The organism is Microbacterium aurantiacum (assembly GCF_040532595.1).
Taxonomy (GTDB): Bacteria; Actinomycetota; Actinomycetes; order Actinomycetales; family Microbacteriaceae; genus Microbacterium; species Microbacterium chocolatum_B.
Genome location: NZ_JBEVYX010000001.1, coordinates 190,725 through 216,159, shown reverse-complemented (window position 1 = coordinate 216,159; position 25,435 = coordinate 190,725). Strand labels below are relative to the sequence as shown.

The following is a 25,435-nucleotide window of genomic DNA, read 5'->3' as shown; positions in this document are numbered from 1 at the left end:
CGTCACACGGACCGCGGGCGCCGAGCGGGGAGGTTACGGTTTTCTCCATGAGCGTCGTCGACCCCTACACCCACGGGCATCACGGCAGCGTGCTGCGCGTGCACGAATGGCGTACCGCGGAGAACTCCGCCGCCTACCTCCTGCCGGAGCTCCGCCCCGGCATGTCTGTGCTGGACATCGGCTCGGGACCGGGGACGATCACCGCCGACCTCGCCGAGATCGTGGCACCGGGCCCCGTCCGCGGCCTCGACGTCTCCGCCGAGGTCGTCTCCCGCGCGGAGGAGCTCGCCGCCGCGCGGGGGCTGTCGAACCTCACCTTCGCGGTCGGAAACGCCTACGAGATCGATGCGCCGGACGGGAGCGCCGACGTCGTCCACGCCCACCAGGTGCTGCAGCACCTGTCTCGCCCGGTCGAGGCGCTCCGCGAGTTCGGGCGTGTTGCGGGTCCCGACGGCCTCGTCGCCGCGCGCGACGTCGACTACGAGGGTGCGTCGTGGTTCCCGCGGCTGCCGGCGCTGGACGAGTGGTTCACCGTGTACCTCGCCGTCCACCGAGCGGTCAGCGGAGCTCCCGACGCCGGGCGGCGCCTGAAGGCCTGGGCGCGGGAGGCCGGGTTCGCCGACATCCGCTCCTCGGCGGAGCTGTGGCTCTTCGAGTCCCCCGAAGACCGCGCGTGGTGGGGCGGTGCGTGGGCCGAGCGGGCGGTGCACTCCGACTTCGCCGATCACGCACGCCGGGTCGGGGCCGCCGACGACGCCGCGCTCCAGCGCATCGCCGACGGGTGGCACGAGTGGAGCACGCACCCCGACGGATGGCTGCTCATGCCGCACGGGACGCTCCTCGCGCGCGGCGCGGGGCCGGCCGGGATCGTAGGCTGAGCGCCGTGACCGAGACCCTCCACCCGCGCAGTCAGATCGTCGCCGACCGCCTCGCCGAGGCCGGCATCCCCGGGAGGATCGTCGTCCTTCCCGATGCCGCCTCCACCGCCGCGCTCGCGGCCGCCGCCCTCGGAATCGAGGTCGGCGCCATCGCCAACAGTCTGGTGTTCCTCGCCGACGGAAAGCCCCTCCTCGTCATGACGAGCGGCGCGCATCGCGTGGACACCGCCGCCCTCGCCGCCCGGATCGGGCGCGAGCGGATCGCCCGCGCGAGCGCCGACGACGTCCGCGCGGCGACCGGTCAGGCGATCGGCGGAGTCGCGCCCACCGGCCACCCCGCGCCGCTGGAGACCCTCGTGGACCGGGATCTGGCGGACTACGACGAGATCTGGGCCGCCGGCGGCACGCCGCACACCGTGTTCCCGCTGACCTTCGATCAGCTCGTCGCCCTCACCGGCGGAACGGTCGTCCAGGTCGACTGACGTCCGCGGGCAGGACTCCCGGGGCTGTCGCGTCAAGAACGCGTGAGATCGGCGGCTGTCGCCCCCGGGAGGGCGTCACGGCGCCGAGATCCCACGCGTTCTCGACGTGTTCGGATGCTGTCGCGGCTCAGGCGCCGAGGGGGAAGCGGAACGTCGCCGCCACCGGAGAATCGCCCACGAGGTCCTCGCGGCGGACGGCGCGCACACGCCCGCCGGTGCGGAGCACCCGGGCCGCGATCTCGTCGACCAGCGCGTACGTCGCGGCCCCGGCATCCGGTGCCGGCGTGATCGTGCCGAACTCGTCGATGTGGCCCTCGGCGGTGTCGTCCATGTCGAAGATCAGCTCGGCCACCGCCGCCGACGTGGCGGCACGGGCGACCTCGGCGAGGTCGGAGGAGCCGAGGCCCTCGGCCCGCTGGGTGCCGAGGTGCTCCCGCCACTCGGCGAGTTCGCGCGCGTGCTGCGCGTCGAGGATCCCGCGGACGGCCGCGGACAGCGTCTCGTCGTCGAGCGACTCGGGGTGGGCCGAGACGCCGTCCTCGAGGAGCAGGGGGTGGGTGTTCACCGCGCGGTAGGCGGGGACGAGGTCGGTGGCCGCCGCGAGGATCACGGGGACGTCATCCGGGACGATCGGGCGCACGAGCACCTCGACGGCCCGGGCGTAGCGCTCGCGCTCGATGCGATCGCCGGTGGCGCCGTCGGCGCGCGGCATGTCGGCTTGCCCGTCGGTCGCGGTCTTCTCGAGCATCGTCGCGTGGTCGTCGGGGAGGGCGAGCGCGTGCTCGCGCGGACGATGGTCGGGACCGATCTCGACCAGACGCGCCGATCCCTGAGAGAGCAGGACGACGAAGGCGCGGTTCGGGAACGCGACCGAGCGCAGGAGCGCGCCGGTGTCGAACCGATCGCCGACGGCGACATGATCGGTGACCGTGTTGGCGAGGCGATGCGCCCGCAGCCGTCCGGGGGACGCGAGGACCACGAGGGAGCGCGACTGCTGCTCCCAGAACTCCGGGTCGTCCAGCAGGCCGCGGAGATCCTCGACGACCCGCGCGGCCTCGATCGCCTCGGAGCGGGACAGCTCCAGGGTGGCGATCTGACGCTCGGCCTCGTCGATCGCATTGCGCAGGCCCAGGACGACGCGTTCGTGATCGCTCGGCAGCGGCGAGGACTCGAGCGTCAGGGTCACACTCACGGGGTGACGGTGGTCGATCAGCTCGAGGAGGTCGGCAGGGGTCGGGATGTCGGCGGTGAGCATGCCCCCACGGTAGGCACGCCACCGGGGGCTCTGCAGGGGGTTGCCGACCGCCGCCGGATCGTCTATCCGCGCGCGGCGCGTCGAGAGGTGGGCGCCGCGCGCGGCCGACGCGCGTGAAACCGTGGGGAGTTTCCGGCGGTTCGGGGGTCTTGCGGGGGTCAACCCGTCGAAATCTCCCCAGGGTTTCACGCGACGGACGACGACGAAGGCGGCGTCCGTCGCGTGCGCGGTGCCGTGGCCGTCACGCCGTCGCGCGCAGCACCTCGATCGTCGTGACGGCGGCCGCGGCCGACCAGGCCTGCGGGCGGCACGCGGCGGGATACGGCACCGGGATCTCCCCGGCGGCACCGGCGAAGCCCGCGTGCAGCTCGGGCACCCGATAGCCGAAGCCCTCGGCCGCGGCGAGCAGGTCGGAGGCGACGAGCGCCGCCTCCTCGGTCAGGCCCGCGCGCAGCATCCCGCGGGCGATGATGGCGGTGTCGTGGATCCAGACGCTGCCGCCGTGGTAGCTCAGCGGCCAGTATCCGCCGGCGTCGGAGGACATCGTGCGGATGCCGAATCCCGAGCGCATCGTCGGGCCCACGAGCAGGCGCGCGACGTCGCGCTCCTCGTCCGGATCGAGGATGCCGGTTCCCAGCAGGTGGCCGATGTTGCTGGTCAGCGTGTCGACCGCGCGGCCGTGCGTGTCCAGGGCGATCGCGGGATAGCGCCCCTCCGGGGTGGTCACCCAGAAGTGCGCGCGGAACCGGGTGCGGAGCGCATCGCCCCACGCGCGGAGATCGGCCGCGCCGGGTTCGCCGAACGCGTCCAGCAGGCGCGCGCCGGCGTGTGCGGCCTCGTACGCGTAGCCCTGCACCTCGGAGAGCGCGATCGGCCCCTCCGCGAGCGAGCCGTCCCGCCACTGGATCGAGTCTCCCGAGTCCTTCCAGCCCTGGTTGGCCAGGCCGTGCCCGGACCGGTCCAGGTACGACAGGAACGACTCGCCGTGACGGGTCAGCCACCCGAGCGCCTCCCGGAGGGACGGCAGCAGATCGCGGAGCTCCTCGACCGCGATGCCGTCCTCGAGCAGATCGCCGAACAGACACACCCACAGGGCGGTCGCGTCCACGGTGCCGAAGTATGCCGGGGGAAGCGAGACCTGTTCGCCGGGCACGTGGAAGGTGTCGGCGCGGAGTTCGTGGAGGATCTTCCCCGGCTCCTCGGCGGAGTCCACGTCGTCGGTGCGTCCCTGGAGGCGCGCGAGCACGCGCAGCGTGCTGACGGCGATCGCGGGATCGGCCGCCCGCGCGAGCCGCGCCGCCCACAGCGAGTCGCGACCGAACAGGGTGAAGAACCACGGTGCGCCGGCGGCGTAGAACTCGTCTTCCGAGCCGGGCAGGCGCAGCCGAAGCCGGTCGAGGTCGTCGAGCGCGACGCGCGCCCAGCGCTTTGCACGCGGGTCGAGGCCGGCGGTGTCGGGGGAGCGCAGACGCCGCGGACCGGTCGCCGGTCCGACGACCATGGCCTCGTCCGTGAGCGCCGCCGTCCACCGCGCCTCGACGATCCCGCGGGCGGGGACCTCGAGGTCCCACGCGAGCCGCACGCCCCCGGCATCCGTCGTCAGGGTGCCGTCGCCGGAGAGGAGAGCGGATGCCGCGCCCGCGCGCACCACCAGGCCGTCGGGCGCCTCCGCCGCCTCCCACGCCGCGGCGTCCGGGGCGCCGGCCTTGACCGTGTGCATCGTGGCGAACTCCGGCTCGAGGTCCACGTGCACGCGCACCCGCTGGGGGGCGTCGAGGTGCGCGCGCAGCCGGATGACCTCGGTCATCCCCGTTCCCGACACCTCCCGCTCCCGCTCGAGGACGAGCTTCGGGTCGGCCGCGTCGTCGTCGAGGTCGCGGACGAGCGCCGTGAAGCGCACGTGCGCCGCCGAGTCGGCGGACGTCGCGATCGGCTCGGTCCGCGCGCTGTCGACGGAGAGTCCGACGCGACGGAAGAACCGCGTGTCGCCGAGGTACACGCCGTCGATCGCGCCGCCGCCGACGTCGCCGTCGGGGCGCCCCCAGACCTGGGTCGGGGCGTGGATCACCACCGCGGCGTCGTGCAGCAGGGGCTGGCGGGCGGGGGAGGGGGAGGTGTCGTTCACTCTTTGACGGCTCCTTCGCTGGCGTTCATGATGCGCCGCTGGAAGATGAAGAACATCACGGCGACGGGGATCGTCATGATCGCCGCCGCGGCGAGCTTCAGCGGATACTGGGTGCCCTGACTGAGCTGACCGGAGGCGAGGGAGGCCACGCCCTTGGTCAGGGTGGTCAGTTCGGGGGATTGGGTGGCCACGATGAAGTGGGACAGCTCGTTCCACGACCCCTGGAAGGACAGGATCACGATCGTGATGAGCGCCGGCCGGGCCATCGGGAGGACGACCGACCAGAAGATGCGGAACGTACCCGCGCCGTCGATGCGCGCCTGCTCCTCCACCGAGGCGGGGATGGACTCGAAGAAGTTCTTCATGATGAAGACCCCGGCCGCGTCCACGAGGAGCGGCAGGATCATGCCGGCGTACGAGTCGTACAGGCCGAGCTGGTTCAGCACGAGGAACTTCGGGATGAGCAGCACGACGCTCGGGACGGCCATCACCGCGATCAGCGCAGCGAAGACCACGGTGCGCCCGCGGAACTGCAGTCGCGCCAGGGCGTAGCCGGCGAGCGAGACGAAGAAGACCCGGCCAAGGGTCACCATCACCGTCACAATGGCGGAGTTGGTGAACCACAGTGGGAAGTCGCTGCGCAGGAACAGACGCTCGTACGCCGCGAACGACCACACCTGCGGCACGAGCGACATCGGATCGGTCGCCGCTTCGGCATCCGTCTTGAACGAGGTCGACACCTGCACGAGGAACGGGAAGATGTAGATCGTCGCGAGCGCGATCAGCAGGGCGTACAGCGCGATCTTGCCGAGTCCGCGGCGCCCGATGCGGGGCGTCGAGCGCGGGCGCGAGTCACGGCCGACGGATGCCGGGGCGCCGACGACGGGGGTGGTCGTGGTCATCGTGAGCTCCTCTCCGCGGTCGCGGACGATCCGGTTGAAGACGTTCCCGTCGCCGACGACGGAGCCGCGGACGGCTGGTACGCGCGCGCCCGCCGCTTCGACACGGGGCGCTCACGGAGCACCCAGCGCTGGAGGAGCGTGAAGGCGACGATGATGACGAACAGCACGAAGGCGATGGCGGCGCCCTCGCCCCACCGCTGCCCGAGGAAGGCGGCGTCGTAGGAGAGGTAGGCCGGGGTGAGCGTCGTCTTCCCGGGACCGCCCTGGGTGCCGGTGTAAATCTGGTCGAAGACCTGCCAGCATCCGATGAGTCCGAGGGTGAGGACGGTGAAGAGGGCCGTGCGCAGCTGGGGGAGGGTCACCCGCCAGAAGCGCTGCCACGCGTTCGTTCCGTCCATCAGCGCAGCCTCATAGGTCTCGCCGCCGATGTTCTGCAGGGCGGCGAGGAAGATGAGCATGAACGTGCCGCTGGTGGTGAACACCGCCATCAGGACGAACGCGCTCATCGCCACCGAGGGTCCGCCGAGCCATTCCCACCAGGTGACGCCGAGCATCGATCCGTCGGCGAGGGCCGGAGGTGGCTGGGTGATCCCCACCGCCGCGAGGGCGTTGTGGACGACGCCGCTCGGATCGTTGAACCAGTTCGGTCCCGACAGGCCCACCCAGGACAGGACCGTGTTGACCACGCCGGTGGAGGAGAAGAGGAACAGCCACAGGATCGTGATCGCCACGGAGCTGGTGACGGAGGGGAAGTAGAAGGCGGTGCGGAAGAATCCGCGCCCGCGCAGCACCGCGCGGTTGACGAGGACGGCGAGGAAGAGCGACAGCGCCGTCTGCAGCGGGACGACCAGCAGCACGTACCAGGCGTTGTTGCGCAGGGCCAGGCCGAAGTCGCGGCGCGGGAGACCCTGCTCGGCGGTGATGGAGGCGTAGTTCTCCAGCCCGACGAAGTTCACGTCGGCGCCGAAGGGGCTGCCGCGTCCGCGCCAGTCCGAGAAGCTCACCCACAGCGCCATCAGCACCGGGACGAAGAGGAACAGCCCGAGGATGATGAGCATCGGCAGGGTGAAGGTCCACCCGGCCGCCGTCTCGTTCCGACGCAGACCCCGGCCCCGCCGGGCCCCGCCACGCGGCGGGGCTCCGGTCGGGGTCGTCGTCCCGTCGACCACGGAGGTTCCGACAGGGGACGCGGTCATGTCAGCCGACGATCGCTTGCAGGTTCGTCTGGACCGACGACAGGATGCCGGCGGGGTCGCCGGTCTCGAGCGACTCGAGCTGGGCGTTGAAGTCGCTGATCACCTGCGAGATCCCGGCATTGGTGGGGATGCCCACCGCGTAGGCCGACCCGTCGAGGAACGCGGCGAGGTCGGGGTTGGCGGCGGTCCAGTCCGCGGCGGCGGACTCGATGGACGGCATCGGGCCGAAGGCCTCCGAGAAGGCCAGCTGTGCGTCGGTGCTGGTCAGCGACTCGACGAGCTGGAGGGCGGCCTCCTGGTTCGGGCTGTCCGCGGCAATGCCCCAGCAGTTCGTGAACTGCATGGTCCCCTGCCCTGCGGGACCCGCGGGAAGCTCCGCCACGAGGTACTCCACGTCGGGGTAGTCGGCGTTCATCGCGCCGGTGATCCAGTTGCCTTCGATGGTCATCGCGGCCAGCTCCCGACCGAACGCCTCGCCGCCCCACCCGGCGCCGATGTCGGCGACATAGGCGAAGGACCCGGCCTGCAGCTGCTCCTGCGCGTAGGTGAGGCCGTCGACGTTCTCGGGGCTGTCGGCGACGGCCTCGGTGCCGTCGTCGGTGACGAGCGCTCCACCGGCCTGGGCCATGAAGACGCCGAGACGCTGGTACTCCGCACCGAACGCGAGCCCCACCCGGCCGTCCTGGGTCAGGGTGGCGGCGACGTCGGCGAGCTCCTCCCACGACGTGGGGACGTCGGCCTCGGTGAGTCCGGCATCCGCCCACAGTCCCTCGTTGATGATGAGGGCGAGCGTGGAGAAATCCTTGGGGGCGCAGTAGAACTCGTCCTCGTAGGTGAAGTTCTGCACGAGGCTCGGGTAGAAGTCGTCGGCGTTGCTGAGCTGCTCGCCGTAGGGGAGGAGCGCACCGCTGTCGGCGTAGCCGGCGAGGGCGTCGGTGGAGAGGTAGAAGACGTCCGGCGGGCTGCCGGCGGCGAACCCCTGAGCGAGCTGCTGGTTGAGGTCATTGGCCACCTGGACCGAGGCGTCGATGCCGGACTCGTCCGACCAAGCGGCGACGGCCTCCTCGACGGCGGCGGTCTCGGCCTCGCCGCTCGAGCCGATGAGGATCGTCAGGCCGTCGTCGGACGAGGTGAGTCCGCCGTCGCCGCCGTCCGCGGTGTCGTCGAATCCCGAGCCGCACCCGGCCAGGGCCAGGGCGGCGACGGCGATGAGTGCCGGCGCTGCGGTGCGGCGGATGAGGGGGCGCTGTGTCATGGGTCTCTCTCCTTCGATGAGTCCGTCGAGAACGCGGGTTCTAGATCGTTCAAACGTGCTGACGCGGAAACTTGATCGTTCAAAATCCCGTGTTCTCACACGTTAGGGATGACGAGCGGGTCGTGTCAAGATCGGCGAGGGCGCCCTAGGATAACGATTTGAACGTTCCGACCAGGGAGGGGATCGCCATGGCGAAAGCACCGACCGTCGAGGACGTCGCACGGGTGGCAGGGGTGTCCCGTCAGACGGTGTCCAACGTCCTGAACACCCCCGCGATCGTGCGGGACGGCACGCGCGAGCGCGTGGAACAGGCGATCCGCGACCTCGGCTATCGACCGCACACCGCCGCGCGGGCGCTGCGCACCCGGCGGAGCTCCACCATCGGCATCCATCTCGATCCCTACGCCGGAGGCATCTCGGGGGTCGTGCTGGACCGCTTCGTGCACGCCCTCACCGAGCGGGCGACCGACCGCGGCATGCGCGTGCTGCTGTACGCCGCGCGCACCGCCGACCAGGAGATCGCGCGCATGGGCGATCTCGTCGACGGCGGCGAGATCGACGCGGTCGTCATCACCGGCACCTTCCACGGAGACCCCCGCACCCGCTGGCTCACGTCGCGATCGGTGCCGTTCGTGGCGTTCGGCCGGCCGTGGGGCGTCGACGACGTCGAAGACCCCGCCCACCTCTGGGTGGATGTCGACGGGGCGGCGGGGACGGCGGCCGCCACGCGATTCGCGCTCGACGCCGGCGACCGTGTCGCCTTCCTCGGCTGGCCGACCGGTTCGGGCACCGGAGACGAGCGCGAGCGCGGCTGGCGCGAGACGATGCAGGCCGCGGGGCGCACGGGCCTCCGGCTCACCGTCCGCGACGACGTCGCCCTGGCCCGCGCGGCCGTGGCCGGGGCGCTCGAGCGCGGGGAGCCCATCGACGCCCTCGTCTGCGCGAGCGACTCCCTCGCGATCGGCGCGCACCTCGCGGCGGCGGATGCCGGGATGCCGCGTCTGCCGGTGATCGGCTTCGACAACACCCCGTCCGCCGAGGCTCTCGGGCTGTCGAGCATCGAGCAGCTTCCCGAGAAGGTCGCCGCCGGCGCCCTCGACCTCCTCATGGGGCCGTCGGGGAACGTCGTCGCGCCCCGCCCGACCACCGCGGGGGCCGCGCACGTCCTCGTCGAGCCGGAGCTCGTCGTCCGCACGCCCGCCGGCTGAGCGGTCGGCATCCGCTGCCCGCGTGAAACGCCGGGGAGATTCCGGCTGTCCGGACCCCCGGAGAGGGCCGAAGTGCCGAAATCGCCCCAGGCTTTGACGGTGGCGTTGACGGTGGTGTCGGTCGGGGCAGGGGCGTGACGGGGCGCGGGGGTCAGGGTGCGCCGTAGAGGCGCCGGGAGAGCTCCCGGGCGGCGCCTTCGACCTCGATCGCGAGGGCGGCGGGATCGCGGGGAAGGTCCTCGGGCCACGTCACCGCCACGGCCGCCGCGGGCCAGCCCGCGTGGTCGAGGACGGCGACGCCGACGGATCGGAGGCCGAGCGTCACTTCGCCGTCCTCGGTCGCGTATCCGCGGGTGCGGACCTCGCGCAGCACCTCGCGGAGCTCCGCGGGTCGCGCCGGGCCCCGCCCGGTCCGGTCCGCGAACGCCGCCGCATCCGGGAACTGCGCCCGCACCTGCGCGCGGGGGAGCGCGGCGAGCATCGCGCGCCCGCTCGCGGTGAGGTGCGCGGGAAGGCGGACGCCGACCTCGGTGACGAGCGCCGGCCGACGTGGCGCGCGCTCCTCCACCAGGTACAGCACGTCGCGTCCGGTCATGACGGCCAGGTGCGCGCTCTCGCCCGTCCGGTCGGCGAGGGCGGCGACCAGGGGGCGCCCGAGGTGGGCGAGGGGCTCCTGCCGGGCGAAGCCGCCGGCGAGCTCGAACGCGGCGGTGCCGAGCCCCCATCGACGCTCGGCGACCAGGTGCACCACGAACCCGTGTCCTTCGAGCGCCTTGAGCAGGTGGTAGACGCTCGACCGGGGGATGCCGAGGTGCGCGGCGATCGTCTGCGCCGCGATCGGTCCGCGCTGGCGCGCGAGCAGCGACAGGATCCGCAGCGTCTGATCGGCGGCCGGGACCTGCGGACGCCGCGTCGCGGGGCCGGGTGGGTCGGAGGACGTCATGGCGACACAGCTTGCCAGAAACTTCGCTGAGACCGTTGCGTGTCTATATAAAGCGCTATAAAGTATGTGCAGCCCACCCGAAGGGCGACGCGCCACCCGAAGGCGCCATCTCAGAAGGAGATCGTCATGCACCTCACCGTCAGCAGGGAACCGGACCTCATCGCCGTCACCGTCAGCGGACGATTCGACGCCCACCGCGTCGACGAGTTCGACCGACGGGTCGTCGGCCTCGTCGACGCGGACCGCCCTCACGTCTACCTCGACCTGTCCGAGGTCGAGTTCATGGACTCCAGCGCTCTGGCGGCGCTGGTCCGCACGCTCAAGGCGACCCTCGCCCACGCGGGGTCCATGACGATCGTGGAGGTGTCCGACGCCGTGCGGATCATCCTCGAACTCACGAGGCTGGACGAGGTGTTCCGCGTCGCCGGCGCGTCGCAGGCGGCACGCGGACGCGTCGCGGCACGAGTCTGACCATGTCCCTGGTCGTCGATCAGCGCCCCGCCCCGTCGGGTCGCGACGCGTTGTCGCACGCCGAGCGCGTGCAGCGCGCGCTCTCCACATCGTTCGGACTCGCGGTGGGCGGCGTGTCGGCGGCATGCGATGTCCGTGAGGCGCTCGGGATCGGTGGCGACATCGTCGATCTGCTGGAGATCGACGGGCACCTCCTCGCGGTCCTCGCCGACGTGTCCGGCAAAGGCAGCGCCGCATCGCTCGTGGCCGCCATGCTGCTGGCGAGTGTGCAGCACCACGCGCCGCAGGTCGGTGCTCGACCCGGTGCGCTCCTTCGTGCCGTGGACACCTCGATGCGCGGAGTGCTCGATCGCACCGGCACCCTCGTGACCCTCGCGATCGCCGCGGTCGACCCGCGTGCGCGCGTCGTCCGTCTCGCCTCCGCGGGCCACCACCCGGTGGTCCTGCACGCCGCGGGCCGAGCCACCTGCCTGATCCCGACGTGCCCGCCGATGGGCTCCGTCGCGGTGAGCTCGTCCGAGCGCGAGGTGGCCTTCCCGCCCGGTGCGGCGCTGACCCTCGCGAGCGACGGTGTGACCGATCAGCAGGACTGGCGCGGCCGCGAGTTCGGCATCGCGGGCCTGCAGCGCATCGTCGCGTCGGGCCCTCGGGAGCCGCGTCCGGCCGTCGACGCGATCCTGTCCGCGGTCGACCGTCACGCCGGCCTCGGCCCCGTCCTCGACGACCGCGCCGTCGTCGTCATCCGATCCGGAGATCCGCTGTGAGGACCCACGACTTCCTGGTCGGCGACGGCGTCGACTTCTCCCGCGTCGACGAGCGCATGAGCGGACTGCTCGACCGATCGGCCCGATGGCTCGGACACGAGGACGCCCATCGGGCCAGGCTGGGTCTTCACGAGCTCCTGGTCAACATCCGTCGCCACTCCTACCGGGGCGGAACCGGTCCCATCAGCGTGGCCATGACCGCCTCGCCCGCGGCGGTGACCGTGCTCGTCACCGATTGGGGGGGGAACGCTGCCCGACGGCGCGCTGCCCGACACCTCCGAGGCCGCGACACCACGCCTGGCGAGCGACGGCGGGTACGGTCTCGGGATCATCGACCAGGTGTTCAGCGACGTCGAGTATCGGCGGGCGTGCGGACGGAACGAGTGGGTGCTCTCCGTCGACGCCGCCGACGTCCCGGAACGGTGACGCTCCACGCACTCGCGCCCGATGCCCGGCGTGAGGATCAGCTGCGCGCCGCGCGTCGCATCACGTGGATCGTCTCCCTCGTCTACGTCGCGATCTCCTTCGTCGTGTTCCGCGACGTCCTCCTCGGCATCCCCGACGTCCTGGCGGGGCGGTCGGTGATCGTGGGCGATGAGCTGGTCCCCTTCTTCAACGTCGACAGCCAGCTGCTGGAACAGGCGGCCGGACAGTTCAACGAGCTGACGCACGGCTACGAGTTCCGCGTGCGATACGCCTTCCTCACCACCTGGGTGCGTCACTTCCAGGTGCTGCCGTTCGCCATCCTGCTCGTCATCCCGGGCATCGTCATCGTCGCCTACCGGGCGGTGGTCTGGTTCCTCACCGACGTCTTCCGCACGCTGTCGCCGGTCACCATCGCCCTGTCCGCCGCCCTTCCCGTGGCCCTCGTGTACGCGATCATGATCTACGCGAAGGTGACGCACTTCTACACGCTCGCTCTCGGGCTCGCGATGGTCACCGTCTCGATCCTGCTGATGCTGCACGCGCTGCTCTTCGCTCAGCGCCGCTGGATGCTGCGCGCCACGCTCGCCTCGGTCGTCGTCCTGCTGAACCCCGCGGTGCACTACCTCGTGCTCTTCGTCGTCTTCGTGGCCGTCGCCGGGACGACGCTTCTCCTCGGCGAGCTCGCGCGATGGATCCGCACCGGTGGTGTCCGACGGCTCCCCGGCCTGCCGGCGCGGATCGTCGCGGCCTTGCGGCCGCGCGGCGGGCCACGCCGCATCCGTCTCGCCGTGCGCCGATGGAGCCGGACGACGATCGGGCGCGGGGTGATCGTGGTGGCGATCTTCATCGTGGTGACGCTCATCCCCTACATGCTGTTCGTGAAGTTCGTCGCCCTGCGGGGAGTGGAGAACCTGTCCGAGACGGTGCCGGGCGACTACTACTTCATCCGCGACGCCTCCGTCTCGTGGCTGCACGTGCTCAGCTGGGATCTCGCGGGGATCATGGACAAGATCCTCTACGGCGACTACCTCGCGAAGGTGCCGCGCGTGAGCAACCTCGTGTACTCGGTGGTCTTCCTCGTGCCGTTCCTGGTCCCGCAGGTGCGTCGCGCCCTGCTCACGACCCGCGCGCACCGGCAGCTGTTCGGAGTTCTGGCCGTCGTCTCCGCGTTCGCGTTCTGGGCGACGATCGGGTACGCCGAGCCGCAGTGGTTCCCGAGCTTCCACCGCACGCTCTCCGCCGTCACGCGCACGCTCGCGGGCAACGACGGGCCGGTCGGCTCGATCAGCCTCTCGATCTCGTCCACGATCGTGCAGGTCCTGCGCTTCCCCCATCGATTCCAGCTCCTGCTGTTCGTCGTCGCGCCGCTGGTGATGTCCCTTGCGATCGCCTGGGCCGTCGATGCGGTCGTCCGTCGCTCGATGCGGCGAGCCCGGGCGGGGGATGCGTCCCTCCTCCGTGCCGCGGCTCTCGTGGCCATCGGCGCCGTGTTCTTCGCGCCGCTGTTCTCCAACGCCAACTACCGGTCGGTGTTCGGATCGGGGAACTTCGGCACCTTCCTCTCGCCCTACCCGGTGCACGACCTGAAGGAGCTGAAGGCCGAACTCCTCGATCTGGACGAGGGGAAGACCGTCGTCCTCCCACCGACCGAGACGGCCAAACTCGTCACCGACGACAACGGGATCGACCACAAGTTCATCGACAAGTTCTTCATCTACTACCTCGACCTGCCGAGCTACTACTACGGGCTGACCGGCGACAGCGAGAACAAGTTCGAGTTCTTCCTCCTCCTGCGCGGCCTCTACTACCAGCAGGACTGGTGGATCAACATCGCCCGCGACATCGATCTGCGCTACATGATCGTCAACAAGAAGCTGCGCGACAACCGCGGCGTCGGTGCGGAGTACCTCCCCGACGTGGAGACGTACATCGGTCCCGCCCTGCAGCGCCAGGAGGCGATGGGGTTCGTCGAGAACCGCTTCGAGAACGACACATTCATCCTCTACGAGCTCGTCGATCCTCCCGCGGACGACCGGCCGACGCTTCTGGTCGACACGAGCTGGAGCGAGTACCTCGCACTGCTGTGGAACCGGCTCGATCTCACCCGGTGCTACGACCTGGAGTACCTCCCGTACGCCGAGGAGACCGCGGATGCGCTCGTCTACACCGGTGCGTCCTCGGGCACGACCGCGGTCGATCTGTGGGTGCAGCGGCATCCGGAGGCGTTCGCCTCACCGTCCCCGAAGATCTTCCCGTTCAACTCCGACATCGTCGCGTCGAGCTACTACCTCTCGCCGATGTTCCGGGCGTTCCTTATGTTCTCGACGACGAAGTGGAACCGCACAGAGATGATCACCCCCGGCGTGTTCGGCACCCTCCGGGGCTCGTTCATCGCGGTACCCCGCGCCACCGGCTTCACCATCACCGCGACGGTGGACGCCCCCGGTCGCTATCGCATCCTTCTGCGGGGCGCCGCGACCGCCAACGCACTGACCGTCGATTCCGGAACCGTCGACCTCGACCGCGCGCTGGAGCTGCGCCCCGCCCCCGGCGCGGTGGACTTCTACACAGCAGAGACGGTGTACTCGTCCGATCGCTCACCGGTCGACACCGACGGCATCGCGGTCGGCGAGATGCAGGCGCGCCTGGACGACGGACTCGTCGCGGTCAATTCGCGATACGAGTACCACGACCTCGGGACGGCGGAGATGGATGCCGGGGCGCACACGCTGCGGATCGACAAGCTCGACGGCAACCCGCTCCTCGTCGAGGGCGTCGTCCTCGTCCCCGAGACGACCTATCGCGGGCTCACCCTCGCGGAGCCCGCGGGTCTGGTCACCTCTCCGGCCCAGCTGGACTGCACCGACACCTACGACGTCTTCGGCCCGGACAGCGAGGGCTACGTCGACGCCGCCGCCAACGACGCACACGCCGACCTCACGGAACAGGAGCTGCTCGACCTCGCGGCCGCGGGGGTCTCCTCGCTCGAGCCCGAAGACTCGGGCGGACTCGGCGCCGACGGTCTGGTTCTGCTCCTGGCCTCGCTCCTCGTCCTCGGAGCGGTTCTCACGATCCGCGCCCGCACGCGCCCCCGACCCGATGAGGCGACCACCCCCGACGATCACGGAGACCTCCATGACTGACACGCCGTTGCGCATCCTCCTGCTGGGCACCCACGGACAGCACAACATCGGAGACGAGCTCCTTCTCGAAACCTTCCTGAGTCAGCTCGGCGGCGAGCACTCCTATGCGATCAACACCTACGACCTCGCCGACACCACCGCCCGACTGGGCGCGCGGTACACGTACGAGCTCATCGACACGGCTCGGGACCGCGTGGCGCTGCTCGGCCACCTGCGGCGCGCCGACGTGCTCGTCTTCGCGGGCGGCAGCATCCTGAAAGAGCTGTCCCGCGCCACCGGGCGGGGCCGCTATGCGACGCTCCTGATGATCCTGGCGCTGGTGGTCGCGGCGCGGTGGTTCGGTGCGAAGCCGGTGGCGATGCTCAACATCGGAGTGGGGCCGATCCGGACTGCTCGGGGCCGGCGCCTCGCACGCCGCATCCTCGACCGAGCCGACCTCGTCACGGTGCGCGACGCGGCGTCCCGGCGTCTGTGCGATGACATCGGCACCTCGACGAGGGTGATCGCCTCGACCGACGCGGTCTTCGCGACGACTCCCGCCTGGCTCCGCGGCGACGAGGCCGCTGCGCCGCGTGACACGTCCGGCCCGCTGCGTATCGCGCTCAGCCTGAATCACGACATCGCCGTACCCGAGAACTGGAGCCACGTCCTCGAGACCGTCGGTGCGGCCCTGCGGACGGTGGGACGCGCGCGGGCGCTGGAGATCCACGCCCTGCCGATGCAGTCCCGCGGCAAGGATCACCATGACGCGGCCGTGCTCGATGAGTTCGCGGCTGGGAACCCCGGTCTGACCGTCATCGCGCATCGTCCGACGACCCACCGGGACGTCGCGCGGATCGTCGAGTCGTGCGACCTCGTCCTCGGCGAGCGCCTGCACGCCCTCATCACCGCGGCGAAGCTCGGGACCCCGGTCATCCCCCTCGTCTACGACGTCAAGGTCGCTGAGCTCGCCGAGGCCCTCGGGGTGTCGCACCTCGCCGTGGACCTCGGAGCGCCCTTCACCCGGGAGGACGTCGTCGGCGCGATCACCGAGGTCGCGGATGAGCCCGTCGCGACCCGGCGGGCTCTCGGCCGACACGTGGCCGATCTCACCGATCGCGCGCGCGTCGGATTCGACGGCGCCCGCTCGTGGATCCGGGAGCAGACGCGATGAGCGCCCCCGCTCCCGGCGCGCGCCGGATCCGCGTCTTCCTGACGGGAGCCGCCGTGCTGTCGCTCACCATGCTGCTGGTGAGCGGCGCGAACTACCTCCTGAACTTCGCGCTCGCGCGGATGCTCGATCCCGCCGGGTTCGGCGACGCCACCCTGGCGATCACCCTCGTGCTCTCGGCGGCGATCATCGCCGCCACCCTGCAGATGGTCGCGGCGCGGTCGGCGGCGGCGCAACCCGAGATCGGACCGGCACTGCGACGATCGCTCGTCCGAGCGGCGATCGTCATCGGGTTGGTCTCTGCCGTTCTTCTCGGCGGAGGAGCGTGGACCCTCGCCGCGGCGCTGCACACGACCACCCCCTGGATGTTCGTCATCATCGGGGTCGGCCTCCCCGTCTACTTCGCCCAGGCCGTGCACCGCGGACTCCTCCAGGGCGCGCTGCGTTTCCCTCGGCTCGCGGCGACGTACCTCGCCGAGGCGATCGTGCGGGTCGGCGTCGTCCTGGTGCTGGTGGCCGCGGGATGGGGCGTCATCGGGGCCTCGCTCGGCATCCTCCTGTCCTTCCTCGCCGCCGGCGCCGTCGCCTGGACACGCCCTGTTCGTCAGCGTCCGCGCGCGAAGATCCCCCGGCGGACCCTTCGCGCGACGATGGCGGGTGCGGTGGTCATGCTGATGGCGCAGACACTGCTGAACAACGCCGACCTCGTGCTCGCGAAGGCCGCCTTCGAGCCCGCCGCCGCCGGGGTCTACGCGGCGGCGGCGGTCCTGTGCCGATCCCTGTACTTCGTGTCCTGGTCGATCGTGCAAGCGGTCGTCCCCGTGCTCGCCGGAGAATCGACGACAGCGACGGAGCGCCGTCGGGCAGGGGTCCTCGCCTTCTCCCTGATCAGCGCCCTCGGAGCGGTCGCGATCCTGCTCGCGGCGACCGTCGGCGGCGCGGCGGTGGATCTCCTCTTCGGCCGCGAGTACGCCGCCGCCGTCCCCCTCCTCGTGCCGTACACCGCGGCGACGGCGCTGCTGTCGCTGTCGACGCTCCTCGCGGCGACGGACGTGGCCCGCGGACGACGGGTCGGTCCGCTCATCCTGATGGGCGGCGCGCTAGTCCAGGTCCTCGTCCTGCTCGCCGCCGGCCACACGCCCCCGTCGATGGCGTGGCTCCAGGTCGCCGCGACGGCCCTGACCCTCGCGGCGCTCGTGATCGTGTTCCTCGTCCGCGCGCCGCGTCTGCGTCCGACCCCCGTCCTCGTCCGCGCGCACCCCGAAACGACCCCCATCCCGACGGCCGTACCCGCCAGAGCAGAGCAGAGGAGCTCATGAACACCACCGCAGACACCTACGAGGCCTACGCCTCCTGGCGCGACATCCGCAACACCCGCCCCGTCGACCTCAGCGTCGTCGTGCCCGCGTACAACGAACAGGCCCGGATCGTCCCGACCATCGGAGCGTTCGCCGCACACCTCGCGCGCACGAACCTGACCTGGGAGCTGATCGTCTCCGACGACGGTTCGCGGGACGCCACACGGACGCTCATCGATCTGATCGACCACGCGAACGTCCGCGTCGTGCACGCACCGCGCAACGCCGGGAAGGGCGCAGCGGTGCGCCGGGGGTTCCAGCACGCCGAGGGGCGGATGGTCCTCTTCTCCGACGCCGACAACGCGACCCCCGCCCAAGAGGTGGCACGTCTCATCGCGGAGCTCGAGGCGGGTGCGGACGTCGCGATCGGATCGCGCGCCGCCGTGGGCGCGGACGTCGTGAACAGATCGCTGCTGCGTCGCGTGATGACGGCCGGACTCCGCGGCGTCGTGCGGGTGGGGCTCGGCATCGGCGTGGCGGACACCCAGTGCGGCTTCAAGCTGTTCACCGCGGAGGCGGCGGCGCGCATCGCCGCCGCGCAGACGGTGGACGGGTTCTCCTTCGACCTGGAGATGCTGCACCTGGCGCAGCGCTTCGGCTACCGGATCGCAGAGGTTCCGGTGCGCTGGTTCGATGCGCCCGGCTCGACCGTGCGCCCGGGGCGGGAGGCGCTGCGCTTCGTCTGGTCGATCGCGCGAATCCGGCGGAACGGCCTCACGGGGGTGTACCGGAATGCGTGAGACGACGATCGCCGTGGTCACGGCGCTCAGCCCCAGCCCCACCACGCTCGCCGAGTACGGCCTGCACTTCCTCTCCGCGCTCGGCCGGAAGAGCGGCATCCGGGTCGTCGCTCTGGTCGAGGACATCGCGGTCGAGTATCCGGTGATCGAGGGCGTCGCCATCCGCCGGACGTGGCGGTTCGGCTCGATCGGGAATCCGTGGCGGATCGCGCGCGCGGTCCGCGCAGAAGGGGCGGATGCCGTCATCATCAACGCCCACTTCACCAGCTTCGGCTCGTCGAAGGCCTCCGCCGCGCTGGGTCTGCTCACGCCGCTCGTTCTGCGCATGCTCGGGGTTCCGGTCATCACCCTGATGCACAACATCGTCGAAACGGTCGACCTGAGCACGGCCGGATTCCGCGCCGGCCGGGTCGCGGAGATCCTGCTGCGCGCGATCGGCACCGCCGTCACGTGGCTGGTGCTGCGCTCGCACATCGTCACCACCACGATGCCGAGGTACGTCGACGTCCTGCGCCGGAAGTACCGCGCGGGAAACGTCGCGCTGACTCCGCACGGTTCGTTCGGCAGCGTCCCCGCCGCGTCCCCGTCCGCTGCGGCACGGGGCGGAGCGACGGTGCTGACCTTCGGCAAGTTCGGCACCTACAAGCGGCTCGAAGTGCTCATCGACGCGGTTCGCTCGCTCGGCCGGCCCGACGTGCACGTGGTCATCGCGGGGACCGACAGTCCCAACTCGCCCGGATACCTGGCGAGCATGGAGGAACGCTACGGCGGCGCCGACCTGCACTTCCGGGGGTACGTCCCCGAGGACGAGGTGGAGGCGCTCTTCCGGTCGGCCACGGTGACGGTGTTCCCGTACGCGGGGACGACCGGCAGCTCCGGGGTCCTCCACCAGGCCGGGGCGTTCGGCTGCCCGCCGATCATGCCCCGCATCGGCGACCTCCAGGACCTGGTCGCCGAGGAGGGGTTCGCCGGTGCGTATTTCGAACCCGACGACGCCTCCGACCTCGCCCGTGCCATCGCGGAGCTCCTCGACGACGCCGACGCCCGCGCGCACATCGCCCGCGTGAACCACGCCGCCGCGACGGGGCTCTCCCTCGACGAGATCGCCGACTGGTACCTCGTCCACGTCGGGGCGCTGGTCCACCGCGATCCGGTCGCTCTGCTCTCGCGTCAGACACTCAAGACTTCATGAAGTTTTGTAAGATCAGCTCATGATCACCAGCGCGGACCTCGTCGCCCGCATCCGACAGGCCAACGGCGACACCCAGGAGGGCCTGGCGCGCCGTCTGGCCGTGTCGTATCCGACGATCAACGCGTGGGAGCGCGGGCGGAGCGAACCCACGCCGAAGCACCGCGCGACCCTGGAGGCCCTGGCGGCGGAGCTCGACATCGTCCACGAGTTCGTCGTGATGGTCATCGACGACGATCCCGTCACCGCCGCCCTCGTCGAGGCGGCGGCCACCGAGTTCGGCGGCGTGGTGTCGGTCCACTCGGCGCTCAACGGCTGGGAGGGGCTCGTGACCTGCGGGGCGGTCAGGCCGCGCCTGCTGTTCCTCGACATCATGATGCCGGGGATCGACGGTCTCGAAGTCGCTCGTCGCCTGCCCGCGATCCCCGGTCTCGACGACATGCGGGTGGTCTTCGTCACGGCCTCCCAGAGCCCGGAGATCCTCGACCGAGCGGCGGCGCTGGGCAACGCGGTCCTCGGGAAGCCGGTCGAACTCGACGCCCTGACCGACGTGATCCGCACGACGATGGAAGACGCGTCGCCGCGATGACGGGACAGCGGCCCGACGTCCTCGGCGACATCGTCTCCCGCCTGCCGGTGGCGATGTACCGGACGACGATCGAGGGCCGCTTCGTCGCCGGCAACGACGCCCTCGTGCGTCTTCTCGGGGCCGAGTCCTTCGCGGCGTTGACGTCGGTCCACGCGCGGGAGATCTACGCCGACCCGGATCGACGCGAGTGGCTCATCCGTCGTGCGCAGGCGGGGGAGCCGATCCCCGTGGAGGACCTCCAGATCCGAAGATTCGACGGAGGTCTTCGCTGGGTGCGCGTGAGCTCGCATCCGGTGCGAGGCGAGGACGGCGCGATTGCCTACTTCGAGGGGATGATCGAGGACGTCACCACCCTCCACGCCGTCGACGCGCAGCTGCAGCGGTCGAACGAGCTCCTCGACGCCCTCACCCGCATGCAGGGGCAGTACATGGCCGGCGGCGACGTGGGGGAGCTCTTCGACGGACTGCTCGAGGACCTGCTGGCGGTCACGGGCAGCGCGTACGGCTTCATCGCCCAGGTCCTGCACGACGCCGAGGGCCCCTTCCTGCGCAGCTGGGCGATGACGGACATCTCCTGGAACGACACCACGCGGGAGATGTACGCCCGATTCGGGCCTCGCGGCATGGAGTTCCACAACCTCGACACCCTCTTCGGCCGTGTGGTCACCGACGACGGGCCGGTGATCTCCAACGCCCCGCTCAGCGATCCGCGGGCATCGGGGCGGCCCGACGGGCACCCGCCGCTCGACTCGTTCCTCGGTGTGCCCATCCGACGGGGGGATGCCGTGGTCGGCGTCGTCGCGCTGGCCAACCGAGAGGGGGGCTTCGACGAGGAGTTCGTCCACTTCCTCGCCCCGCTCGCGGCCACGGTCGGCAGCCTCATGGAAGCCGCGACCGTCGACCGCGAGCGCATGGAGGCCGAGCGTCGACAGGCGCATCACAAGGAGCTGCATCGGCTGATCGTCGAGGAGGCCGCAGACGCCATCGTGACGTTCCGGACCGACGGGCGGATCGTGCTGGCCAACCGCGCCGCGCGCGAACTCGTCGGGGCTGGCGGCGGGGACCTCATCGGCACGCGCGCCTGGACGTACCTTCCCCCCGCGCAGGTCCGCTCCTACATCCGCCGCGCCGCCGATGCCCTGCAGACGGGATCGAGCATGGAGATGGAGGTCCGCGGACTCGACGGGGTCCTCCGGCCCGCGGAGGGCACGTTCGTACGCGGCCGGTACGACGGCGAGCCCGTGACGACGGTCATCGTCCGCGACATCGCCGCGCACAAGCAGACCGAAGAAGCCCTGCGACAGGCTCGGGACACGGCCGAGAGCGCCGCTCGCGCGAAGGACGAACTCCTCGCGGGTGTCAGCCACGAGCTGCGCTCCCCGCTGAACGCCGTCATCGGACTCAGCACCGTGCTGCAGCGCGAGATCTACGGACCGCTCACCGACCGGCAGCGGGCGTTCGTCGATCAGATCGGCGACAGCGGTCGCCACCTGCTCGAGGTCATCACCACCATCCTCGACTTCGCCAAGGCCGACGCGGGCAAGGTCGAGCCGGTGCTGTCGGACTGCGATGTCGCCGCCGTCATCGCGGAGGCGCGCGGGGTGATTAAGGATCTCGCGGTCCGTCAGGGCCTGGACATCCTCATCGACGCGCCCGCCGACCTTCCCCGCATCCCGCTGGATGCCGTGCGCTTCCGGGCCGCCCTGATCAACCTGCTCGCCAACGCGGTGAAGTTCACGCCCGCCGGGGGGTCCATCGGCGTGCGGGTCGATGACACCGGCGGGGCCGTGCGGATCGTGGTGTGGGACACCGGTGTGGGGATCGCCGCGAAGGACCTCGAGCGCATCTTCGAGCCGTTCGAGCAGGGGGACTCCTCCCTCTCCCGGCAGTACGAGGGCACGGGGCTCGGCCTCACCCTCAGCAGGCGACTGATCGAGGCGATGGGCGGCAGCCTCACTGCCACCAGCGAGGTGGGGCGCGGCTCCGAATTCACCATCGCCTTCGCACGCTAGTTCAGCGACGGGTGCCCGTGTCTGTCATCTCAGACACCGGCTGACCCGCAACGTCCCCGGAGGCGGGTCGCGTGCGGTGGGATCGACCCATGAGCACCGCCCTCGCCTCCCCGTCCGCGCGCACCGTCGAGGTCGGCGACGCGCCGCTCCGCCCCGCGGACGTCGTCGACGTCGCGCGCCACGGAGCCCCGGCCGCCCTCAGCGAGGCGGCGCGGTCGCGGATGACCGCCTCGCGCGCGGTCGTCGACGCGCTCGCCGAGGACACCCGCGCGCACTACGGCATCTCGACGGGATTCGGGGCTCTCGCGACGACCTTCATCCCCGCCGAGCGTCGCGTGGCCCTGCAGGCGAGCCTCATCCGCTCTCACGCCGCGGGCACGGGCCCCGAGGTCGAGCGCGAGGTCGTCCGTGCCCTGCAGCTCCTGCGCCTCCAGACCCTTGCGACCGGTCACACCGGTGTCCGCCCGGTCGTCGCGGAGACCTACGCGGCGATGCTCAACGCCGGCATCACCCCGATCGTCCGCGAGTACGGCTCGCTCGGCTGCTCGGGCGACCTCGCTCCGCTCTCGCACGTCGCGCTCGCCGCGACCGGAGAGGGCGAGGTCCGCGACGCCTCCGGCGCGCGGACGGATGCCGCGTCCGCCCTGGCCGCGGCCGGCATCCGTCCGCTGATCCTGGCGGAGAAGGAGGGGCTCGCGCTCATCAACGGCACCGACGGAATGCTCGGGATGCTGCTCCTCGCCCTCGCCGACCTCGAGGTGCTCCTGGACACGGCGGACATCGCCGCGGCGATGTCGGTGGAGAGTCAGCTCGGCACCGACGCGGTCTTCGCCGCCGACCTCATGGCCCTGCGGCCTCAGGACGGTCAGGCCCGATCGGCGGCGAACCTCCGCCTGCTCCTCGCGGAGTCCGCGATCGTCCGCTCGCATCGCGACCCGGCCGCGTGCACGCGCGTGCAGGACGCCTACTCCCTCCGCTGCGCGCCCCAGGTGCACGGGGCCGCGCGCGACACCGTCGACCACGCGCGCCGTGTCGCCGAGCGTGAGCTCGCCTCAGCCGTCGACAACCCGGTCCTCACCGATGACGGCCAGGTCCGCTCGAACGGCAACTTCCACGGCGCACCCGTCGCGTACGTGCTGGACTTCCTCGCCATCGCCGTCGCCGATCTCGCCTCGATCTCCGAGCGACGGACCGACCGCGCTCTCGACCCCGCCCGCAGCCACGGGCTCCCGCCGTTCCTCGCCCACGAGGCGGGCGTGGATTCGGGCCTCATGATCGCCCAGTACGCCGCGGCCGGGATCGTCTCCGAGCTGAAGCGTCTCGCGGTGCCGGCATCCGTGGACTCCATCCCCTCCTCGGCGATGCAGGAGGACCACGTGTCGATGGGGTGGGCGGCCGCCCGGAAGCTCCGCCGGGGGATCGACGGGCTCGCCCGGGTGCTGGGCATCGAGGTGCTCACCGCGGCCCGTGCGCTCGACCTGCGTTCTCCGCTCGCCCCCGCGCCGCGCACGGGGAGCGTCCGGGATCTGCTGCGGGATGCCGGCATCGACGGCCCGGGCACGGACCGGTTCCTCTCGCCCGACCTCGAACGGGTCGCCGCGCTCGCCGCCGACGGGGCGATCGCCCGCGCCGGTCTCCCCGAACCCACGAAGGAGTGAGATGACCATCGCATCCGAGACCGCTTCCCCCGAGGCGACCGCCCGCGTGATCCGCGCCCCGCGCGGGCCGGAGCGCACCGCGAAGAGCTGGGGCGCCGAGGCCGCCAAGCGCATGCTCATGAACAACCTCGACCCCGAGGTCGCCGAGCATCCCGAAGACCTGGTCGTCTACGGCGGGACGGGGCGTGCCGCGCGGTCCTGGGCCGCGTACGACGCGATCGTCCGGACCCTCGACGACCTCGAGCCCGACGAGACGCTGCTCGTGCAGTCCGGGAAGCCGGTGGGGGTCTTCCGCACCCACACGTGGGCGCCGCGGGTGCTGATCGCGAACGCGAACCTCGTCGGCGACTGGGCGACATGGCCGGAGTTCCGCCGCCTGGAGCAGCTGGGACTGACGATGTACGGGCAGATGACGGCCGGGTCCTGGATCTACATCGGCACGCAGGGGATCCTCCAGGGCACCTACGAGACCTTCGCCGCCGTCGCGCGCAGCCTCGGGCGGGAGGACCTCTCGGGCACCCTCACCCTCACCGGCGGATGCGGCGGCATGGGCGGCGCGCAGCCGCTCGCGGTCACGCTGAACGGCGGCGCCGTCCTCATCGTCGACGTCGACGAGTCCCGCCTCGCGCGCCGCGTGGAGCACGGCTACCTCCACGAGTACACCACCGACCTCGACGCCGCCGTCGCCCGCGTGCTCGCCGCGAAGGCCGCCGGCAACGCGCTGTCGGTGGGCGTCGTGGGGAACGCCGCGGAGGTCTTCCCGGCCCTGCTCGAGCGCGGCGTGGCGGTCGACGTCGTCACCGATCAGACGAGCGCCCACGACCCGCTCGCGTACCTCCCGGTGGGTGTGCCCGTCGCCGACTGGCGCGCGGAGGCCACCGCCGACCCGGACGGCTTCACCGCCCGCGCGCGCCGGTCCATGGCGGCGCAGGTGGCGGCCATGGTCGGATTCCAGGATGCCGGCGCCGCCGTGTTCGACTACGGCAACTCCCTCCGCGCCGAGGCCGAGCTCGGCGGGTGCGACCGCGCATTCGCCTTCCCCGGTTTCGTGCCCGCGTACATCCGTCCGCAGTTCGCCGAGGGCCGCGGGCCGTTCCGGTGGGTGGCGCTGTCGGGCGATCCCGACGACATCCGGAGGACCGACGCGGCCGTGAAGGCGCTGTTCCCCGAGAACGCCGCCCTCGTGCGCTGGTTGGAGAAGGCGGGTGAGACCGTGCACTTCGAGGGCCTTCCCGCGCGGATCTGCTGGCTCGGCTACCAGGAGCGGCACCTGGCGGGGCTGAGGTTCAACGAGATGGTGGCCTCGGGCGAGCTGTCCGCGCCGATCGTCATCGGACGCGACCACCTCGATGCGGGGTCGGTGGCGTCGCCGTATCGCGAGACGGAGGCGATGGCCGACGGCTCCGACGCCATCGCCGACTGGCCGCTGCTGAACGCGCTGCTGAACACCGCCTCCGGCGCCTCATGGGTGTCGATCCACCACGGCGGCGGCGTCGGCATCGGCCGCAGCATCCACGCGGGGCAGGTCGTCGTCGCCGATGGGACACCGGAGGCGGCCGAGAAGCTCGCGCGGGTGCTCGTGAACGATCCCGGTACGGGCGTCATGCGTCACGTGGATGCCGGCTATCCGCGCGCGGCGGAGGTGGCGCGTGAGCGCGGCCTCCGGGTGCCGATGTGGTGAGCGCCGATGT

At 71.4% G+C, this 25,435-nt stretch carries 20 protein-coding genes and 1 pseudogene; 15 read left to right on the top strand and 6 right to left on the bottom strand.

Annotated elements, in window-relative coordinates; all coding sequences use genetic code 11:
• Positions 1-47 precede the first annotated feature (47 nt).
• Together ABXJ56_RS01040 and ABXJ56_RS01035 are read left to right on the top strand one after the other, a co-directional pair.
• On the top strand, positions 48-878 hold the full coding sequence (locus ABXJ56_RS01040; protein WP_353997891.1) for a class I SAM-dependent methyltransferase: 831 nt from the start codon (positions 48-50) through the stop codon (positions 876-878).
• 5 nt (positions 879-883) lie between these two features.
• On the top strand, positions 884-1,360 hold the full coding sequence (locus ABXJ56_RS01035) for a YbaK/EbsC family protein (protein WP_353997890.1): 477 nt from the start codon (positions 884-886) through the stop codon (positions 1,358-1,360).
• A 127-nt stretch (positions 1,361-1,487) separates the two neighbouring features.
• Here the strand turns inward: ABXJ56_RS01035 and ABXJ56_RS01030 are convergent, their stop codons facing one another.
• The 5 genes from ABXJ56_RS01030 to ABXJ56_RS01010 all read right to left on the bottom strand — a co-directional run bounded on the left by ABXJ56_RS01030 (position 1,488) and on the right by ABXJ56_RS01010 (position 8,093).
• Entirely contained in the window at positions 1,488-2,615 is a 1,128-nt protein-coding gene (locus ABXJ56_RS01030) for a hypothetical protein (RefSeq protein WP_353997889.1), read from the bottom strand.
• Positions 2,616-2,856: 241 nt separating this feature from the next.
• Entirely contained in the window at positions 2,857-4,740 is a 1,884-nt protein-coding gene (locus tag ABXJ56_RS01025; RefSeq protein WP_353997888.1) for a glycogen debranching N-terminal domain-containing protein, read from the bottom strand.
• Entirely contained in the window at positions 4,737-5,642 is a 906-nt protein-coding gene (locus tag ABXJ56_RS01020; RefSeq protein WP_353997887.1) for a carbohydrate ABC transporter permease, read from the bottom strand. The genes ABXJ56_RS01025 and ABXJ56_RS01020 overlap by 4 nt, the downstream gene beginning before the upstream one ends.
• On the bottom strand, positions 5,639-6,838 hold the full coding sequence (locus ABXJ56_RS01015) for a carbohydrate ABC transporter permease (RefSeq protein ID WP_435404926.1): 1,200 nt from the start codon (positions 6,836-6,838) through the stop codon (positions 5,639-5,641). Before ABXJ56_RS01015 ends, ABXJ56_RS01020 begins: the two co-directional genes overlap by 4 nt.
• A 1-nt stretch (position 6,839) precedes the next feature.
• The gene (locus tag ABXJ56_RS01010) at positions 6,840-8,093 is read right to left on the bottom strand and encodes a sugar ABC transporter substrate-binding protein (protein ID WP_353997886.1); all 1,254 of its coding nucleotides are present in this window, start codon (positions 8,091-8,093) and stop codon (positions 6,840-6,842) included.
• Between the two features lie 188 nt (positions 8,094-8,281).
• Between ABXJ56_RS01010 and ABXJ56_RS01005 the strand changes: the two genes are divergently transcribed.
• The gene (locus ABXJ56_RS01005; protein ID WP_353997885.1) at positions 8,282-9,301 is read left to right on the top strand and encodes a LacI family DNA-binding transcriptional regulator; all 1,020 of its coding nucleotides are present in this window, start codon (positions 8,282-8,284) and stop codon (positions 9,299-9,301) included.
• A gap of 151 nt (positions 9,302-9,452) precedes the next feature.
• Here the strand turns inward: ABXJ56_RS01005 and ABXJ56_RS01000 are convergent, their stop codons facing one another.
• Entirely contained in the window at positions 9,453-10,244 is a 792-nt protein-coding gene (locus ABXJ56_RS01000) for an IclR family transcriptional regulator (protein WP_353997884.1), read from the bottom strand.
• A gap of 126 nt (positions 10,245-10,370) precedes the next feature.
• On the opposite strand from ABXJ56_RS01000, the gene ABXJ56_RS00995 reads away from it, so the two are divergent.
• The 12 genes and pseudogenes from ABXJ56_RS00995 (at position 10,371) to hutU (ending at position 25,425) form a co-directional block, all read left to right on the top strand.
• Entirely contained in the window at positions 10,371-10,715 is a 345-nt protein-coding gene (locus ABXJ56_RS00995; RefSeq protein WP_353997883.1) for an STAS domain-containing protein, read from the top strand.
• Between the two features lie 2 nt (positions 10,716-10,717).
• On the top strand, positions 10,718-11,479 hold the full coding sequence (locus ABXJ56_RS00990) for a PP2C family protein-serine/threonine phosphatase (RefSeq protein ID WP_353997882.1): 762 nt from the start codon (positions 10,718-10,720) through the stop codon (positions 11,477-11,479).
• A 56-nt stretch (positions 11,480-11,535) separates the two neighbouring features.
• A pseudogene (locus ABXJ56_RS00985) lies at positions 11,536-11,736 on the top strand (ATP-binding protein); the annotation flags it as partial.
• 111 nt (positions 11,737-11,847) lie between these two features.
• Positions 11,848-15,048, top strand: coding sequence for a hypothetical protein (locus tag ABXJ56_RS00980; RefSeq protein ID WP_354000021.1), 3,201 nt, complete (start codon positions 11,848-11,850; stop codon positions 15,046-15,048).
• Positions 15,041-16,201, top strand: coding sequence for a polysaccharide pyruvyl transferase family protein (locus ABXJ56_RS00975; protein ID WP_353997881.1), 1,161 nt, complete (start codon positions 15,041-15,043; stop codon positions 16,199-16,201). Before ABXJ56_RS00980 ends, ABXJ56_RS00975 begins: the two co-directional genes overlap by 8 nt.
• A complete protein-coding gene (locus ABXJ56_RS00970) occupies positions 16,198-17,517 on the top strand; it encodes an oligosaccharide flippase family protein (protein ID WP_353997880.1) in 1,320 nt (439 codons plus the stop codon). Before ABXJ56_RS00975 ends, ABXJ56_RS00970 begins: the two co-directional genes overlap by 4 nt.
• A complete protein-coding gene (locus ABXJ56_RS00965; RefSeq protein ID WP_353997879.1) occupies positions 17,514-18,296 on the top strand; it encodes a dolichyl-phosphate beta-glucosyltransferase in 783 nt (260 codons plus the stop codon). The genes ABXJ56_RS00970 and ABXJ56_RS00965 overlap by 4 nt, the downstream gene beginning before the upstream one ends.
• On the top strand, positions 18,289-19,488 hold the full coding sequence (locus ABXJ56_RS00960; RefSeq protein WP_353997878.1) for a glycosyltransferase: 1,200 nt from the start codon (positions 18,289-18,291) through the stop codon (positions 19,486-19,488). The genes ABXJ56_RS00965 and ABXJ56_RS00960 overlap by 8 nt, the downstream gene beginning before the upstream one ends.
• A gap of 19 nt (positions 19,489-19,507) precedes the next feature.
• Positions 19,508-20,074 carry a response regulator gene (locus ABXJ56_RS00955; RefSeq protein ID WP_353997877.1) on the top strand — a complete coding sequence of 189 codons (567 nt, stop codon included), beginning with the start codon at positions 19,508-19,510 and terminating at the stop codon, positions 20,072-20,074.
• Positions 20,071-22,086 carry a PAS domain-containing sensor histidine kinase gene (locus ABXJ56_RS00950; protein ID WP_353997876.1) on the top strand — a complete coding sequence of 672 codons (2,016 nt, stop codon included), beginning with the start codon at positions 20,071-20,073 and terminating at the stop codon, positions 22,084-22,086. Before ABXJ56_RS00955 ends, ABXJ56_RS00950 begins: the two co-directional genes overlap by 4 nt.
• A gap of 89 nt (positions 22,087-22,175) precedes the next feature.
• A complete protein-coding gene (gene hutH / locus ABXJ56_RS00945; RefSeq protein WP_353997875.1) occupies positions 22,176-23,744 on the top strand; it encodes a histidine ammonia-lyase in 1,569 nt (522 codons plus the stop codon).
• Position 23,745: 1 nt separating this feature from the next.
• Positions 23,746-25,425: a urocanate hydratase gene (gene hutU / locus ABXJ56_RS00940; RefSeq protein WP_353997874.1), complete on the top strand. Its 1,680-nt coding sequence runs from the start codon at positions 23,746-23,748 to the stop codon at positions 25,423-25,425.
• Positions 25,426-25,435: the final 10 nt, after the last annotated feature.